General features: G+C 68.4%; 13 protein-coding genes. 2 read left to right on the forward strand and 11 right to left on the reverse strand.

The features are described from left to right. The 5 genes from A6A29_RS46965 to A6A29_RS26840 all read right to left on the reverse strand — a co-directional run. Window positions 1-485 (reverse strand): YidC/Oxa1 family membrane protein insertase (locus tag A6A29_RS46965; RefSeq protein WP_241838658.1); only part of this gene is annotated, 485 nt, incomplete at its 3' end. Between the two features lie 100 nt (window positions 486-585). Continuing rightward, window positions 586-918 (reverse strand): DUF6412 domain-containing protein, encoded by a 333-nt coding sequence (locus A6A29_RS26825; RefSeq protein WP_073723606.1) that lies wholly within the window; start codon window positions 916-918, stop codon window positions 586-588. 165 nt (window positions 919-1083) lie between these two features. Further along, complete coding sequence (locus A6A29_RS26830; protein ID WP_073723608.1) at window positions 1084-2586, reverse strand: sodium:solute symporter family protein; 1503 nt, start codon at window positions 2584-2586, stop codon at window positions 1084-1086. Further along, window positions 2583-2741 (reverse strand): DUF3311 domain-containing protein, encoded by a 159-nt coding sequence (locus tag A6A29_RS26835; protein ID WP_073723959.1) that lies wholly within the window; start codon window positions 2739-2741, stop codon window positions 2583-2585. Before A6A29_RS26835 ends, A6A29_RS26830 begins: the two co-directional genes overlap by 4 nt. A gap of 120 nt (window positions 2742-2861) precedes the next feature. Then, a complete protein-coding gene (locus tag A6A29_RS26840) occupies window positions 2862-3596 on the reverse strand; it encodes a class E sortase (RefSeq protein WP_073723610.1) in 735 nt (244 codons plus the stop codon). 246 nt (window positions 3597-3842) lie between these two features. Here A6A29_RS26840 and A6A29_RS26850 point away from each other — a divergent pair, with 246 nt between their 5' ends. Beyond that, window positions 3843-4850, forward strand: a complete 1008-nt coding sequence (locus A6A29_RS26850; RefSeq protein WP_073723614.1) for an SEC-C domain-containing protein — start codon at window positions 3843-3845, stop codon at window positions 4848-4850. Window positions 4851-5059: 209 nt separating this feature from the next. On the opposite strand, the gene A6A29_RS26855 is transcribed toward A6A29_RS26850, so the two are convergent. From A6A29_RS26855 to A6A29_RS26865, 3 genes are read right to left on the reverse strand one after another with little or no spacing between them, the layout of a single operon-like run. Further along, window positions 5060-6772, reverse strand: coding sequence for an extracellular solute-binding protein (locus A6A29_RS26855; protein ID WP_241838659.1), 1713 nt, complete (start codon window positions 6770-6772; stop codon window positions 5060-5062). Then, complete coding sequence (locus A6A29_RS26860) at window positions 6769-9588, reverse strand: substrate-binding domain-containing protein (RefSeq protein ID WP_073723616.1); 2820 nt, start codon at window positions 9586-9588, stop codon at window positions 6769-6771. Before A6A29_RS26860 ends, A6A29_RS26855 begins: the two co-directional genes overlap by 4 nt. Before the next feature lie 5 nt (window positions 9589-9593). Beyond that, a complete protein-coding gene (locus A6A29_RS26865; protein ID WP_073723618.1) occupies window positions 9594-10082 on the reverse strand; it encodes a hypothetical protein in 489 nt (162 codons plus the stop codon). A 197-nt stretch (window positions 10083-10279) separates the two neighbouring features. Between A6A29_RS26865 and A6A29_RS26870 the strand changes: the two genes are divergently transcribed. Further along, complete coding sequence (locus A6A29_RS26870; protein WP_073723963.1) at window positions 10280-13417, forward strand: DUF3427 domain-containing protein; 3138 nt, start codon at window positions 10280-10282, stop codon at window positions 13415-13417. Window positions 13418-13425: 8 nt separating this feature from the next. Here the strand turns inward: A6A29_RS26870 and A6A29_RS26875 are convergent, their stop codons facing one another. From A6A29_RS26875 to A6A29_RS26885, 3 genes are all read right to left on the reverse strand, one after another. Continuing rightward, window positions 13426-14400 (reverse strand): YDG/SRA domain-containing protein, encoded by a 975-nt coding sequence (locus A6A29_RS26875; RefSeq protein ID WP_073723620.1) that lies wholly within the window; start codon window positions 14398-14400, stop codon window positions 13426-13428. Between the two features lie 165 nt (window positions 14401-14565). Continuing rightward, a complete protein-coding gene (locus tag A6A29_RS26880; RefSeq protein WP_338012899.1) occupies window positions 14566-15171 on the reverse strand; it encodes an ATP-binding protein in 606 nt (201 codons plus the stop codon). A gap of 346 nt (window positions 15172-15517) precedes the next feature. Continuing rightward, window positions 15518-16759 (reverse strand): helix-turn-helix domain-containing protein, encoded by a 1242-nt coding sequence (locus A6A29_RS26885; protein WP_073723622.1) that lies wholly within the window; start codon window positions 16757-16759, stop codon window positions 15518-15520. Window positions 16760-16927: the final 168 nt, after the last annotated feature.

Consider the following 16927-nt stretch of genomic DNA (forward strand, 5'->3'; position numbering starts at 1 on the left):
GCGAAGAGCCCCAGGTAGACCAGGCCCCGCCCGCCGAACACCCCGCCGTCCGCGAGCGCGTCGTGCCAGCGGTCGTTCAGGGGCGCCCCGAGGAGGTTGTGACCGAGGAGCGCGTTGGGGTCGCCGCCGATGCTCCGGCTGGAGAACAGGTGGTACAGCAGGAAGAACGCGGGCATCTGGAGCAGGCTCGGCAGGCAGCCGGAGAGCGGTGAGACCTTCTCCTCGGCGTGCAGCTCCATCAGGGCCTTCTGCATCCGCTCGGGGTTCTTGCCGTGCTTCTTGCGCAGGGCCGCGATCTGCGGCTGGAGCTTGGTCCGCGCCTTCTGCCCGCGCGCCGCGGCCCGCGACAGGGGGTGCACGGCGAGCCGTACGAGGGCGGTGAACAGGACGATCGCGGCGGCGGTGGCCGCGCCCTGGAAGAACGGCTGGAGCAGATCGGCCAGCGAGCCGACCAGGCTCGCGAAGGCGGACATGAAGGCGGACATGGGTGAGCCCTCCGGGGGTCTCGTCGTGCCGGGAAGAGAACGAACTCGGCATGACGACCCGCGCGGGGTGCGTGCTTTACGGAAGAGAGGAGAGCAAGCCCTACGCGGCGGCCGTCAGGAGGGCGCGGCCGGGAGCTCGGGGCCGGGTGCGGCCCCTTGCGTCGGGGTCCCGTTGGGGCAGGAACGCGGTGCGTTTCTCGCGGTCCCTGATGGCGGTCCGGACCCGGGTGCGGGGCACCGGGGCGGCACATCGGGCGCTGATGACGGAGCAGGCGAGGAGCGCGGAGCCCGCCGCGGCGGTGGCGGCGAGCGCGACGGCGGCGGAGAGGCTGCCGCCCTCGGCGAGGAGGACCTCGGTGAGGAAGAGGACCACGAGCCCGACGGGCCGGAGCAGCCGGGCGAAGGCGCCGCTCAGACGGTTCGCGTCACGCATGGCCCCTCCTCGCTCGGCTCCGCCGGCCGGGTGTCCGGCCGGTGTCCGTCCTGTCGTTCCGCTCATCGGTCTCAACGGTCTCATCGGTTCGGACGCGCGTGCGCGCATCCGTCCCTCCGTTCGTTATACACGATGGCCCCCGTCACACCGGAGCCGTGCGGGTGTTCACGCCCGCACCGTACGGGGGACCGGCTCCTCGATCTCGTCCTTCGCCAGCACCTCGTCATCGGGCCGCTCGTCCTCGTCGCGCGCCCCCGCGAACGTCACGGCCAGCGCGACGACGAGGTTCGCGGCGAGCGCGACCAGCCCGGCGTTCACCCCCCACACCGGATCGTTCCCGCTGAAGACGAGCACGCAGACCACGGCCACGCCGACGACCAGCCCGCTGAACGCCCCCCGGAAGGTCAGCCTCCGCCACACCAGCGCCAGCAGCACCATGGGCAGGAGCTGCGCCATCCCCTCGTACGAGATGAGCGAGAGCCGTACGAGCGTGTTCGGCGCGGTGTACGTGAGCAGCAGCGCCAGGCTGCCCGCCACCACGACGACGACCTGTGCGGCGCCCTTCTGCCGTTGCTCCCAGCGGGGCACGAGCGAGAGCACGCTGCGCCCCCACATCGTGCCGATGACCAGCATGAAGACGGCCATGGGCACGATCGAGGACAGTGCTGCCGCGACGCCGATGATCCCGACCGCCCAGGCGGGCAGGGAGTCCACGACCAGCTTGAAGAGCGCGAGGTTCGATTCCGCGCCGACGAGCCCCGGCACCACGAACAGGGCGGCCATGCCGAGCAGCATCGGGACGAACAGGAGGATGTTGTAGGCGGGCAGATACATCGCGTTGCGGCGCAGGGCGTCCGCGTTCCGGGCGCCCAGGTACCCGGCGACGGTGGTCGGGAAGATGACCACGGTCAGCGAGTTCAGGAACGACGTGCTGATGAACCAGGCCTGTCCCAGTCCGCTGTCACCGTGGCCGGGGAAGGTCAGCCACTCGCTCTTCTCGGTGACGAGCCGGTCGAGGAAGGGCCCGTAGCCGTCGAAGTAGTGCATCGGTACGTAGAGGGCGAGGAACCCCAGCGTGGCGATGACGAGGATGTCCTTCAGCACGGACACCCACGCGCTGCCGCGCAGCCCGCTCACCACGACGAAGCCGGTGGTGACGGCGAAGGCGACGAAGTAGGCCCAGTTCAGGCTGATCGCCCCGTACGAGATGGTCGAGACGACGATCCCCATGCCGGTGATCTGGAGCTGGATGTACGGCAGCAGGAAGGCGGTGGCCAGCACCGCGACCACCGCGCCGAGCCAGGGCCGCCCGAAGCGGTGCGCCACCATGTCGGTGATCCCGACGAGACCGTGCTTGCGCGCGTACGCCCAGAGCATCGGGCCGACGACATAGCCGATGGCATATCCGCAGGACATGTACGCGACGACGTACAGGACGGGCGCCCCGTAGTTGTATCCCCAGCCCGCGGCGCCCAGGTAGCTGAAGCTGGTGTAGCCCTCGCCCGCCATCAGCACCCAGATGAAGACGGGGCCGAGGCTGCGGCCGCCGACCGACCACTCGGCGAGACCACCCGTGCCGCCGCCACGCCCGCGCATGGCGAGCAGTCCGAGGGCGACGGTCGCGACCATGAAGACGGCGAAGACGGAGGTCGCCACGGCGGCGTTCACCGGCGGTCCCCCCGCCTGGTCAGCCACACCGCGACGGGAGTCAGCAGGGTCGCCCCGAGCAGCCACACGAAGAGGAACGGCAGCCCGAACACCACGGGGCTGACCCGGTTCACGAAGGGCAGCGCCCCCAGGTACAGCACATAGGGGACCAGCAGCCACAACAACTGGGGACGTGTCTTGAGCACTCTGAGCACGCAGGGACCCTACCCGCGGCCCCCGCCGCTACCCCCGCCCTGCCGCTACCCCCGCCCTGCCGCCGCCCCCGGGCCCCGCCGCTACTTCGGGCGCGTCGCGGTGAGCTTGCCCCACACGATGAGCCGGTAGCGGGAGGTGAACTCGGGCGTGCATGTCGTCAGCGTCAGGTAGTGCCCCGGCGCGCTGTACCCGGCCGAGGTGCGCACGTTGCTGCGCGGCACGGTGGCGATGACCCCGCTGTCCGACGGCGTCGTCCGCGCGAGACTCTTGTCGACGGCGTACATGTAGACGGCTTCGCGGGTCTCGACGGTGATCGGGTCGCCGCGGCGCAGCCGGTCGATGCGGCGGAAGGGTTCGCCGTGGGTGTTGCGGTGCCCGGCGAGCGCGAAGTTGCCGGCCTGTCCGGGCTGCGCGGTGCGCGGGTAGTGCCCGACGTATCCCTTGTCGAGGACGCCGTACTTGCTGATGCCCTGGGCGACGGGTGCGGTGAGGCCGATGCGCGGGATGCGCAGGACGGCGTACGCCTGGTCCCAGCGCGGGGCGGAGGACGCGGAGTCGCGCGGGGCGCCCTCGCGCCGTGCGCCCGGGGAGGTGTCGGGTGAGGTGCCCGTCGACGTGTCCGGCGCGGGCGGGGTTCCGGGGTCCGTACCGGCCGGGTCCGATGTCCCGCCCCAGCCCCGCTGGAGGGCCCGCACCTCGCTCTCGGCGCTCTCGCGGGCCTGCCGGTTGGTCCACCACAGCTGATGGGAGACGAGGAGCAGCAGCACGACGCCGACGGTGATCACCAGCTCGGCGCCGGTCCACAGGCCGCGCACAGCCGCCCGCCGTGCGCTCCGGCGCCCGTTCCGCCGCCCGTTCCGGCGCCCGTTCTTCCGCGGGCTCCACCGCCCGTGCCACCGCGCGTTCCGCCACGCGGCGGCCCGTGGCCGTCCCCGCGCGTTCCCCTGCACCACGACCGGTATCCGCTCCCGCACGGGCCGCACGATAAGGGCAATCCCCGTAACCCACCAGGGTTCTCCCCGTCCTCCCTCCCGTTGCCGTACAGCAGTACCGTGTGGTTCATGCGCCCCGACACGCCTGCCGACCACACCACCGAAGCCGAGCGCCTGCTGCGCACCGCGGCGCAGTACCCCGAGGACCACGAACCGTTGATCCTCCAGGCCGCCGCCCACCTGGAGCTCGCCGGTGACCGCGCCCGCGCCAGCACCCTCTACGACGAACTGCTCGCCTCCCCCGACGCCGCGGTCGACAACCCGCACCTGGTCAAGGCCCTCAAGGCGGCCAACCTCTGGGAGTACGGGCACGAGGCCGAGGCCCGCGCGATCATCGACGGCATCCGCGCCGCGAGCCCCCCGGATGCGGCCCCGTGGGACATCGCCGCCCAGACCCTGGAAGCCCACGACGAGCTGGAATCGGCCCACGACCTCTTCTCGACCGCACTGAAGCTGCTGCTGTCGCCGGGCGAGGAAGTCCCGTACGCCACCCAGTCCCTGCTGACCGGACGCCATCGTGTGCGCAGGCTGATGGGGGTCGAGCACGACCCGTGGGACGAGCTGGCCGACGCCCTGCACACGGCCACCGTGCCGCTCGACGAACTCCACGACCCCAAGCGTCTGTGGGCTCTCGGCTCCTCCGACCCCGGTGAGCTGCGGGCCGAGATCACCCGGCTCCGCTCCGAACTGGGCACCTACCGGACCGCGTTGTCCCGCCCCTTCCCGGTCGCCGTCCTGCACTGGACCGAGGCCGAGCTGCGCGAACTGCTCACCGCGTACCCGGTGTTGACGATCGAGTACGTCACCCACGCCGATCATCTGGACCGGTTGGAAGCCGCGTTGCGGGATCTGCACGCGACGGGCACCCCGAATCTGGGCATCGTCACGGGCACGGTCCCCTCGTACGAGGCGTTCGCCGCGTCGGAGGCCGCGTCCCCCGCCGATCCGGATCTGCTCCCCCAGTACGCCACGATCCTCGCGGCCCGCGGCCGTGCCGTGCCCTGGCCGCCGGCCCGCAGCGCGGCGTGCTGGTGCGGCTCGGGGAACCCGTACCGGGAGTGCCACGGGCGCGCCTGACCCACGGGCGCCCGCCCCCTGGCACCTCGGCACGGGACGTCACTGCGCGGGGCGCGGGATAAGGGGCTCGCATCGCGCGGCGCGCATGACGGATCACGCACCGCGCGGCGCGCATCACGCATCACGCACCGCGCATCACGTGGCTCGCATCACGTGGCTCGCATGACACACCACGCATCACGCGGCCCGTACGACGGATCGCGCGGCCTCTACCGGCCCTCGAAGGCGACTTCGAGGGCCGCGTCGAGTTTCTCGGCCATCGCGTCGATGTCGGGCGAACCGTCGGCCAGCAGTTCGTGCACCGCCGACTGGAGCACCTGCGTGAACGCCCCGTAGTACGGAGTACGAGGCCGCTGCACCGCCGTCTCCAGCGCCTCGCTCAGGGTCCGGGTGAACGCCGCGCGGTCGGACTCCGAAGGGATCTGCGCGCTGCCCTCCCCCGTCGCGGGCGCCCCCGGAGCGCTCCCGGCGGGCCGCAGGGCGGCGGCGACACCCGGCCAGCAGGGCCGGGACACCGCGGTGGGCTCATAGGCCGAGGTGCGGGTCGCGGCGAACCCCGCGTCGAGCAGGCAGCGTTCGCTCTCCGGCGAGGTCAGGAACTTGATCAGCGCGCGGGCGTTGTGCGCCCGGGGCGAGTCGGCGGAGACGGCGAGATTCTGGCCGCCGAGCACGGCATGGCCGGGCAGGGCCGTGACGGAGTACTGGTCGGGCTTCAGCCGGCTCTGCAACGACCCGTAGGCGTACGGCCAGTGGCGCAGGTACGCGACGTGACCGGCGGCGAAGTCGGCCAGCGTGGCGTTCTCGTCCGAGGAGAGCGCGGCGGGCAGCAGACGGTCGCTGTCGGTGTGCCGGAGCAGTTCGTTGAGCCCCTTCTTCAGTTCCTTCGGGTCGGACCGGTAGGTGCCGTCCTCCTTCACGAGTTCGACGCCGACGGCGGCGAACGCCTCGATGGTGTTGACGGTCAGCCCCTCGTACTGCCGCAGCTGGGTGGTCCAGCCCGCCTGGCCGCGCTCCCGGTCGAGGATGCCGTTGTCGAGGGTGGTGATGGAGGAGTAGAGGCTGTCCCAGGTCCAGTCGCCGTTGGGCATCCGGTCCTCGGTGATCCCGCCTCTCTTGAGCAGGTCGCGGCGGTAGTAGAGCAGCCCGACATCGCTGTTGAAGGGCCGGGCATAGGTACGGCCCTCCCACACGGTGGTGCCCCGTACCCGGGAGAGGAAGTCGGGGTCGGCGGATTCGTTGTCGGGCAGCGCCTGGATCAGGCCCGCATCGGCGAACTCGGGAATCCAGGTGATGTCGAGGTTGACCACGTCGTACACGGCGCTGCCGGACTGGAGGGCGCCGAGCAACTGGCTGCGCTGCTGGTCGGCGCCGCCCGGCAGCTCGACGAGCTTGGCCCGGAGGTTCGGCTCGTCCCGGTGCTGCCGGTTCCACTCCTCGATGAGCTGTTGCCGTACGCCGCCGGAACCGGTCACATCGAGCCCGCTGGCCACCACGATGGGCCCGACGGCCGTCGTACCGTCCGTCTTCCCGCTCGCGTCCGGGCCGGGGCCCGCGTCACCGGATTGCCCGGAGCAGGCCGGCGCGACGAGCGCGAGCAGAGCACCGATGGCGAGGGCGCGCAGGCGGCGCCGGTGGCGGGAGTGACGGGCGCGCGGACGCACGGCAGCGGGCGGGCGCACAACGGCAGCCGGGCGTGCGGTGGCGCGCAGGCGCGCGACGGCAGGCAGGCGCACGGTGGCAGCCAGGCGCACGACGGCGGGCAGGCGCACAGTGGCGGGCAGGCGCACAACGGCGGCCGGGCGTGCAGTGATGGGCAGGCCGAACGCGCCCGCAGCCCGTGCCGCGCGCTCCGTCCCGGTCCGCGCCACACTCTCCGTCCCCTTGTCCGCTGCGTTCCCCGTCCCCTGCTCCATCGCGCTCATTCCGCGTCCCCCGTACCGGTCTTGGCGACCTCGGCCGTCAGCTCCGTGGCGATTCCGTCCGACGGGTCCAGGCAGCGCCCCCCGGTCGCCTCGGCGAGCCGCTGATTCAGCTGCCCCGGCGCACAGCCCCCGTCGCGCAGGGAAACCGCGACCACACGGACGGGCGTGCCCTTCCCCGCGGCCTTCACCACCGCGTCGATGTCCTTCCGGGGCAGCCCGGCTGAGTCCTCGTCATCGGTGACGAGGACGAGGAGCCGCGGATCGGGGCCCGAAGCGCCCTCACGGAGCTCGGCCAGCGCGTCGGTCAGCCCAGCGACGATGTCCGCGTTCGCGTCCACGGCGCTCGCGGCTCCCACGGCCTGCTGCGCCTCGGTCAGTCCGTGCTGCCCGAACGACACCACGTCCGGATGGTCGTCCTTCTTCACCGGGGCGAGCGTCCACACCCCGTAGTGGTCCCGTATGCCGAGCGAGCGCATCGACCGGGTGACCAGCTCCTTGGCACGGCCCGGCCCGGACCAGACCCGGTTGTCGGCCATGGACGTCGAGTTGTCCAGCAGATAGAGCACCCGGCCGGGTCCGAGCGCCTGCCGGTAGTCGCGCAGGGCGTCGGCGACCGAAGCCGCGGACGCGGCAGGGGCCGAGTCCGGGACGTCGATGCTCACCGCCCCCTCGTTGGCGGGCGCGCGAAGCGGCGAGGCCGTACCGGGCGGCACCGGCTTGCCGTCCTCGACCCCGCGGAAACCGTCCTGCACGAAGATCGCCTGGGCGGCGTCGTCCTCCACCAGCCAGTCGTGGAAGTCCCGCACCGCCCGCTCGCGCGCCTTCTCGTCCCGGTCGGCATCCGCCCAGGTGACCCGGACGAACGGCAGATCCAGCACCGGTACGTCGGTGGGGTAGCGGGCGGTACGGCGCTGAAGGGTGTCGCTCGCGCAGGAGGGGCGGGTCCCCTGCCCCGAGACCTTGGGCGGCAGGTTGAACAGCGCCATGGTCTGCTCGGGCACCAGCACGGCGGCCCGGTCCTCCAGCTCGTTGCGGGTCCCGTCGGACAGCGCGCACATCAGTTCCTGCGCCGTGGTGGGCATCGGCCGGAGTTCGCCGGCCATCCCCGCCTCGATGACGGAGCGCTGCTCGGCGGAGGGCGAGGCGTAGAGAGCGGCCGTGGACAACAGGGCCCCGTCCGCCCCCTCCGGATCGGGCCGCAGCACCTGGATCGGCTTCTCCCCGTCCGGCCGGCCGGCCCGTAGCCCGGCGATGAGCGAGCCGAGCGGGGCGGGAGTCTGCGCATCGGCCGTCGCGGGCCCGCCGTCGGGGACGGCGAGCACCATCGGTGTGAAGGCCAGCGGTCCCATCGGATCGAGCGACACCGTCGCGCGTGCGGACCCGGTCTGCCCGGCCTCGGCCCGCACCGGGGTGCTCCCGGCCGCCGGGATCCAGATGTCGGGCTGTGCGCCGAGGTCGCGCTGGGGCCGCGGGCAGTCGCCGGACGCGGGGCACGACGGGAGCGGCGACTGCCACAGGGCGGCGGACTGGAACGCGGCCACGGCGTCGGTGGACTTACCCGCGTAGACGCCGATCCCGACGGTGCGACAGCCCTCCGCGTCACGGTTCACATAGGCGTCGGCGGCCTTCTGCACGGTCGGCCGGAGGTCGGGATCGACGAGGACGCGCAGCTCCATGGGCGGGGCGCAGCCGCCGGATTCGCCTCCCGGCGGTCCGTACAGGGCGACACAGAGGACCGTTCCGGCACCGAGCACCAGGGCGAGGGCGACGGCGGCGACGCGACTCGGCCCGAGGGCGCGCAGCCGCTGACGTACCCGGCCGAGGCCCCCGGCCGGCTCGGGTACCGCGGGCTCACCGGGTTCATCCGGCACCACGGGCTCGTCCGGCCCGACGACGGACCCGGGCCCACCCGGTTCATCCGGCGCCCCCGGCTCACCCGGTTCGTCCGACGCCCCCGGCCCGTCGTCCTCGGGCACCACGGGGGACGGTGGCCGGGGCTGCGGCTGCGCCGGTTCAGACTTCGCGCGCTCGCTCGCCGACGTGAGGGCGAGCAGGACGTCACCGCCCCGCAGACATTCCGTGGGAACCCACCGGTGACCGTCGACGGCTTTGAACGGCGCCATCTCCTTCCGTATCGCGGGAACGATCCGGGTGAAGCTCGCCGGTTCGTCGGCCACGGCCCAACGGGTCAGCAGCTTGTGGAGGGCGATGGTGAAGTCGGTGCCGTGGCTCGCGCCACCGGGCGGGATCTCCACCCCCGGTTCCGCCGCCATGAGAACGGCGAAGTTCTGATGGGCCTCCGGTGTGAAGTCGTGCGACGCGTTGCCCGCGAAGCAGCAGTCGAGGATCACGACGACCCGGTCGGCCTTCGCGTGGCACAGCTCGGCCATCACGACCGCGTGCCAGGACAGGGCGTCCACGAAGGGATGGCCCTGGTCCTGGGTGACGCGCGAGGGGCTGAACAGCAGATGCAGATCGCTGCCGTTGGTACGGACGATGCCGTGCCCGGCGAAGTACACGACGAGCAGCCCGGTCACCTCCTCCCGGGCAGACTGCAGCGCGGCATGCGCCTCAAGCGGAGTCACCGGCCGCGCCGCCCCCGAACGCCCCTCCTCCTCATCGGAGGTGGGAAGGGTGAAGACATCGGCCCTGTCGAACACCCCGGAGGAGGGGTCGGTGAGCGCCTCGGCCATGAGCCGGAGGCTCTGCGCCACCGCGGGCAGGTCGATCTCGTGCTCGTACGAGTCCACGCCGATGAGCACGGCGCGATGTCGTTTGTCGCGGTTCTCCGCACTGCGGGTGTTGTACGGCGGCACGACGCCTATACCCCCTCGGGCCGGTCGTCGCCGTGCCCGGGTTGCCTCCCGCCGGGGGCCGGACCGCCGCCGGACGCCGGTGGTGTGTCCGTGTCCCGGTGCAGCGCGGGGTCGCCCTCGAAGCCCTCCGCGTCGAGTCTGACGCGCGGCTCCTCCTCGGGGTTGGCGAGCCTGCGCCGGTTGCGGTGCCAGGTCCTGACAGAGTTCCAGGCGATGTCGGCGAGCGGCCTGGCGGCCTCGGCTGCCACAACCAGCAGGATGTCGTGGACCGGGGCCCCGCCCATCGACTCGCTCTGGGTGAGCGAGACCCCCCGCTCCACCCGAAGCTCGTCCCGCCCCCGCGCCTCGTTCAGCGCGGGCGCGCTCTTCAGCCAGGCGCACAGCGCGGCAAGATCCTCCTTGCGCCTGTGCGTACCGCTGACGGTGATCCGTAACGCCACGGTCGCGTCCCCGTCCCCCGTGACCTGCCCGCCGACCCGCCCACTGTCCGCCATTCGCCCGCCCCCATCGGCCCCATTGCCGTCCGCAGTTCCGAGCCCATCGAACAAGCCATTATTTCACGGCAGTTGACACAAGGCACTCGTTTGTCCCGCACTCCTCCCCTCCCGGGTGGCGGGCGTTCGAGCGGGCGTGTCAGTCCTCCTTGATACAACTGCACGTGCAGTACGTGACGAGAAAAGGGGACTCGGCCATGCCCAACGACTTTTCAGACGACGCGCCAGTTGCTGGGCTGTACGAGACGCTCATCACTCACCGCCTAACGAAGCGCATCAAGCAACTTGACGCGACGGGCTGGCGCTCCATCGATGCATCAGTCAGCGAGGAATCGGCACCTCACGTACTGTCCCGCCACATCGGCGCCACAGTGCGGCAGGTCCTTCAGGGCCTCGCCCCCACGGAGCAGGTAATCGCCGCCAACCACATCCTGGAGTCGCTGAATACGATCGAGGGTGCGACCGAGTGGGTTGATCTCGTCATGGAAGGGCCGCGGCAGCTGCTCGCCGTTGCCGAACAGGAGGCGCCAGGGGTCTATGCGATCCGCCCAGCGACTCCACTGTCCGAGACGGCGCTGATCACCAACTCGCCGGAGGACCCCAGCCTCGGCTTTGAGCTTCGCGCCGAGTTGGCTACGGCCGACCGAGTAGACCTGCTCTGCGCATTCGTGAAGTGGCATGGTCTCCGCGTCCTCGAACAGTCATTGTCCTCTGCGCATGATCGCGGAATCCCCATCCGCGTTCTCACCACGACCTACATCGGAGCTACAGAACGCCGCGCGTTGGACCGTCTGGTGAGGGACTTCGGCGCTGAGGTGAAGGTCAATTACGAGCTCCGCTCGACCCGTCTGCACGCCAAGGCGTGGCTCTTCCGCCGTGACAGTGGATTCGACACGGCGTACGTAGGGAGCTCGAACCTCTCCAAGGCGGCACTCTTGGACGGACTCGAATGGAATGTACGGCTTTCTTCCGTCGCGACACCTTCCGTCCTACGCAAGTTCGAGGCTACGTTCGACGCGTACTGGAGCGAGCAGGCATTTGAACCGTACGACCCCGACATCGACGGTGAACGGCTCGATGAAGCCCTGTCGCATGCTGGTGGCTCCAGCCGCCAGGCCCAGCAGAGCATCACGCTCTCCGGCCTGGAGGTTCGGCCCTACCCGCACCAGCGCGACATGCTCGAACGTCTCGAAGTAGAACGAACGGTGCACGACCGGCACCGCAATCTCCTCGTCGCCGCGACGGGCACAGGCAAGACCGTGATGGCCGCGTTGGACTTCAAGCGTCTACGCCAAACGCTTGGGCGCGATCCACGCCTGCTCTTCGTAGCCCACCGCAAGGAGATCCTCGAACAGTCCTTGCGCGTCTACCAAAACGTCCTTACCGACGCAAACTTCGGGGAGCCGTACTACGGAAACGAGCTTCCGGCGCACTGGACTCATGTGTTCGCTAGTGTCCAGTCCCTAAGTTCCCGCGCATTGGACCGATTTGCCCCCGATCACTTCGATGTCATCGTGATCGACGAGTTCCACCATGGCACCTCGCCCACCTATCGAAGGATCTTGGATCACTTCAAGCCGCAGGAACTGCTTGGCCTCACGGCCACTCCGGAGCGCATGGATGGTCTGAACATTCAGGACGAGTTCTTCGAGGGTCGGATTGCCGCCGAAATGCGGCTGTGGGAAGCCCTGGAGAACGACCTCCTGAGCCCGTTCCACTACTTCGGAATCACCGACAACACAGACATGAGCGCCATCACCTGGAAGCGTGGCGCTTATGACTCCACAGCACTCAGCAACCTCTTCACGGGAAACGACGCACGGGCTCGACTTGTCGTGCAGGCGGTAAAGGATAAGGTTTCCGACCCGAACTCCATGCGAGCCTTGGGCTTCTGCGTCTCCGTCGCACATGCCCACTTCATGGCCGACTTCTTCCGGCGGGCCGGTGTCAAAGCCGCCGCACTCTCGGGCGAGACCCCACGCCATGAACGCAAGACAGCCCTCGATGAACTGAGATCTGGCGACCTCCAAATCATCTTCTCAGTCGACCTGTTCAATGAAGGTCTCGACATTCCCGACGTGGACACCCTGCTCCTCCTACGCCCCACCTCCAGCGCCACCGTCTTTCTTCAGCAGCTTGGTCGCGGACTCCGCCGCACGGAAAACAAGGCCGTTCTCACTGTCCTAGACTTCATCGGACAGCACCGTAAAGAGTTCCGCTTCGAGGAACAGTTCAGGGCTCTCACCAACCTGACACGCAACCGCCTGCTCACCAACATCGAGCAAGACTTTCCCCAGCTACCCTCCGGCTGCCAGATCATCCTTGAGTCGAAGGCCAAGGAACTGATCATTGACAACATCCGTAACCAGATCGGTGTCAACGTCACCCAGCTCGCCCGCGAGGTGGCCTCCTACGCTGAACCGCGACTCGCTGGCTACCTCAAGGAAAGCGGTCGGGAGCTCAAAGAGCTCTACCGCGGTAATGGAAACTCCTGGACGGGCCTGTTGCGGCGAGCCAAGCTCCTCGAATCAGCAGGCCCCGAAGGCGAGGCAGCCTTGTTGAAGCGGATGTCTGCGTTCCTTCACGTGGATGACCCGCTCCGTGTCACTGCGTACAGCAAGCTTCTGATGGCTGATGCCCCCTCCTACGAAGAGCTCGATGAGCAGGAACAGGCATACGCCCGCATGTTCTTCTTCTCGCTGTGGCCGCTGGGTGGCAGCTTCACGAGCTACCAAGAAGGCTTCGACACACTCCAGGCACAACCCGCGTTTCGCGACGAACTTAGTCAAGTCCTCGCTCATGTCCTAGACCAAGCGGACCACGTCCCCGTCCCGCTGCTTGGCACGCATGCCAGCCTGCCACTGACAGTCCACGCCTCTTACAGCCGTGAAGAAATCCTTCCAGCGCTGGGCGTATCAACCGTGGATGCTTTCCTGCCAGGAAACTTCCGCGAAGGCGTGAAGTGGTGCGAGGGAATCCAGACCGATGCCCTATTCATCACGCTGGAGAAGGACGAGAAGGACTTCTCTCCGGAGACCCGTTACAAGGACTACGCTCTCAACGACTCCCTGTTCCACTGGGAGTCCCAGAATCAGACCTCAGAGACTTCTCCCACAGGCATCCGATATCAGACGCACAAGCACAAAGGTACCCACGTCCTGCTATTCGTCCGCCGCTACAAGAAGACAGACATCGGCGGTCCACAGCCTTGGATGCTGCTGGGTCCCGCCGAGTACGTCAAGCACAAGGGCAGCAAGCCGATGGGCATCGTCTGGAATCTTCGCCACGAGATTCCTGCCGACGTATTGACGTACTCAGCGATCGCCGCAGGTTAACTAGACGATCACGACTCATCCAATTGATCTGCAATCCTCCAGAATCGGCGATGCGCACGGACGAATCGTTTCTCTATGCGATGCTGCTTCACAGTCCGAAGGGGTGCGCAGCGAGGTTCAGAACCCTCCGCATACCGATCTATGACCTGCAATTCATCGGTCAAATAGAGGGCGCCTCGATCAAGCCGAATATGACAGTTGGGGCACAGGCATAGGACATTGCCGTCGACGTCTGGTCCACCATCTGGACCACCGAGCGCATGTATGTGCGCACCTTCCGCGTAGCTCTTATCGTCTGCCCCAACCCGAAGGGCGAGGCCGCACACCTGGCATGTGTAGGCATGCAACTGCTTCACCCGTCGGACAACTGCGGTGTCACGAACAATGCGCTCGATGGTTGAAGTCTTCCTACGGACGGCAATATCACCTTCGCCCCCAGAGATGAGCCCGCCCTGATCGAGCACTTCTTGAATTTGCCGCTCGAATGAAGTGAGCTCTTGCTCTTCGTTCGCAAGACGGCGCATCTTGAAACGGCATATATCAAAGCCCGACTGCCCGACTTCGACCCACTCCCTCAAGATCCTATACAGACCGTCGTACCTATATCCTTCAGACGGCGAGTAATCAGGATCACCCGCACTGCCACGAATTACGCGGATAGGGTTCCCTTGAATCCGGCTCCGCCGGAGACTGGCATTTCCCTTATTTTCCCAGTTCTGGTCAGACGTCTGGCGACTAGCATCACGGGCTTTCCCACCTGCGCCGGTGTACGTTATTTCCCCCCAGTTGTCCACATCGTCCTCGTAGCCGTTACTAAGCACGATCGCATCCGCTGCGCGATGACCCTCTTCATCCAGCCCCCACGAAATGCCCGCCTCGCGCTCTTTGTGAAGCTTGGCCTCTTTGACTGCCTTTCGAGATTCAAAATGAGTTCCCGGGAGGACATCGTTCACGTGCCCGAAGACGGCTTTGTATGCAGACATGCGCCCATGCTGCCGAACGGCTATCCAGCGCTGACAACCGCCCCTCGCCCCGCCAGGCCGGAAATGGCCCCACCAGGCAGAAGCTAGGCGCCTCCAGCGTCAACAGCAGGCAAGGCTTCGGGATGCGGGGTTCTTCGGCGAGGCGCTGCGGTCCTGACCGCACGCTCACACGGCCTCGCCCAGCTCGGCCTCGAAGTGCGTCTGCGCACGGTCCAGGGCGCTGTCCGGGTCGCAGCCGTGGGCCCGCAGCCAGTGGAGGAGGTCCGCGATGAGACCGATCGCGGACTCCTGAGCAGCTGCCACCCCGAGCCGCCCGTACGACAGGCCGTCCGGCCTCACCGCCATGCCCAACAGCCCGAGCAGCGCCTCGGCCTTGGCGACCTGAGGCCCATCAGCATGGTCGATCGACGAACGCAGGCCGGTGGCCAGCTCGCACCAGGTGATCTTGGAGTCGTCGCGGAGGAGAACTCCCCATCGCTCGGCGACGGCGTCGATCAGGGCCAACCCCCGCCCCTGCACCGCTCCGTCCCCCGCCGAGCAGAGAACGGGGAGCACCCGCGTATCGGGGTCGCTCACTTCGATACGCAAGCGGCTGCCGTTCATCGAGACGGTCAGGCGCGCCGGGGTACCCGCCCCCACATGCTTGATGACGTTCGCCGCCAATTCCGAAACGCAGAGTTGGGCGTCCCTGATCACCGGGACCAGGCCCCACAGCCCCAAGTGCAGGCGAATCACTCGGCGCAGGCCGGCCAGCTCTGCGGGTTCTGCCAAGAAGGGCAGGTCCCACGCCTTACGAACCACACCGAAGCGACAGCCGTCCATCCCGATCACTACTCCCATGACACCGCGGGCACCTGAGGTGTCCCGCCCAAATGAGGGATTTCGACACGTCCCGAAGAAGGCGGAATCGCCTCCGGACACAGCGTCCGGTCCGGTTTCACGGCGGCCCCGAGTCGCGAGGATGTGTACCGGCCGATGGAGAGCCTCACGCTCCGGGAGGTGAATCCCCTGGACGCTCCCCACGCACACAACACTAGGGTCACCGAGAGTCATCGACCAGGCACGCAGCGATGCACTTGCATCGACGTGGCGTCAGAAGTGCATCGCAGTCGTGCAGTTAGGCGAAGACGCCCAGGTGAGCGCCTACCTCCCGCATCTCCGTCGTGAGCGTCCGGCGCTTCTTCGTGATCTCCTCGAAGGTGATCGCGGCCGACGACTGGTGACGGAACCACTCGGGCGCCACGGCGTCGAGTCGGGCCAGCTCCTCCATGGCACCTGTCGGGTCGCCGGTGCGGACCTGCGCACGAGCCAGGTCGAGGTAGTACCGATTTCCGTCGTTGCTGCTCGGCTTCCCGAGCCGCTTCCAGCTCTTGGGCTGAAGGCTCTCCTCCTCGCCCGACTTACGGACGACCGATCGCGCGTCCCCGGCGATCATGAAGTCCTCAAGTTCCTTCATCGACGCCGTGACGGGACCGAACATCGACCAGTGACGGAGCAGGTTCCTGTGCGTCACACCCACGGCCTTGGCCGCCGTACCGGCAGCCCGGCGAAGCGTCCTGGCCTCTTCGGGACGGTTGTTCCGTGCGGCCGCCGCAGCGGCCTCCATCGCCAGACCTCCCCACGTCGCGTACTCGTCGGGCGAGGCTCCTTTGATCTTCGGCTCCACAAGATCCATGGTCGCGACGGCGATGTCCTCGGCCTCGTCGTAGCGCTCGGTACGCATGAGCATCCAGCACATACCGCCGACCCCGGACGCGGCCGTCAGTGGGGCCTCGGCCTCCCGTGCGTCCGCGATGGATTCCCGAATGGCACTGTGCGCAAGGTCGTACTGGCGGATCTGCGTCAGGTAGCGGCCGACCAGTTGCAGCGCTTCCGATCGAGCCACCAGGGCGTCGATGCGGTCCTGGCCCGAGTCGTAGTACGCGACGGCATCGCTCACCGCGCGAATCAGGGCGGGCAGATCGGCCGCGATGCTCCTGTAGCTGTCGCCGAAGTACAGCACCGCATGGTCGTGTGTCATGCGTCGCAGACGACGGAGATCCGGTTCCTCACCGGTCGGCGCACGCAGGGGAAGGAGACCCATCGCGGGTGTGAGCGCGATGCGCAGTTCCCGAAGATTCAAGCTGTTCGGATCGTCGTGCCTGACCGGCTCCGGTGTTCCGGCCGCCATTAGGTCCGACGTCTTGACCCCCAAGGTTCTGGCGATCTGGTGCAGCGTCTCCATCCGCACACCGTCGGCGCCCTGCTCGATCCGTCGGATGGGACCGACCGAGAGTCCCGACCGATGCGCGAGCTGCTCCTGGCTGAGGCCGCTCGCCCGCCGGTATTTCCTCAGGTTGTCCGCGAGTTCGTCCGACATACGACACCACCCTTCGCCAACCAGCGTACGACTCGGGCCCGGACGCAACGGTCGCTTCCCTCCCCGAACGGCACCCGGCCTCACCGCTGCCGCGAGAGCGAGCCTCAAGAGGTGAGCCCCTACCAGGACCGACTGTCGTTGCCGCAGATCGACCGGACATGCGTATGG

The organism is Streptomyces sp. TSRI0281, from assembly GCF_001905125.1.
Lineage (GTDB): Bacteria > Actinomycetota > Actinomycetes > Streptomycetales > Streptomycetaceae > Streptomyces.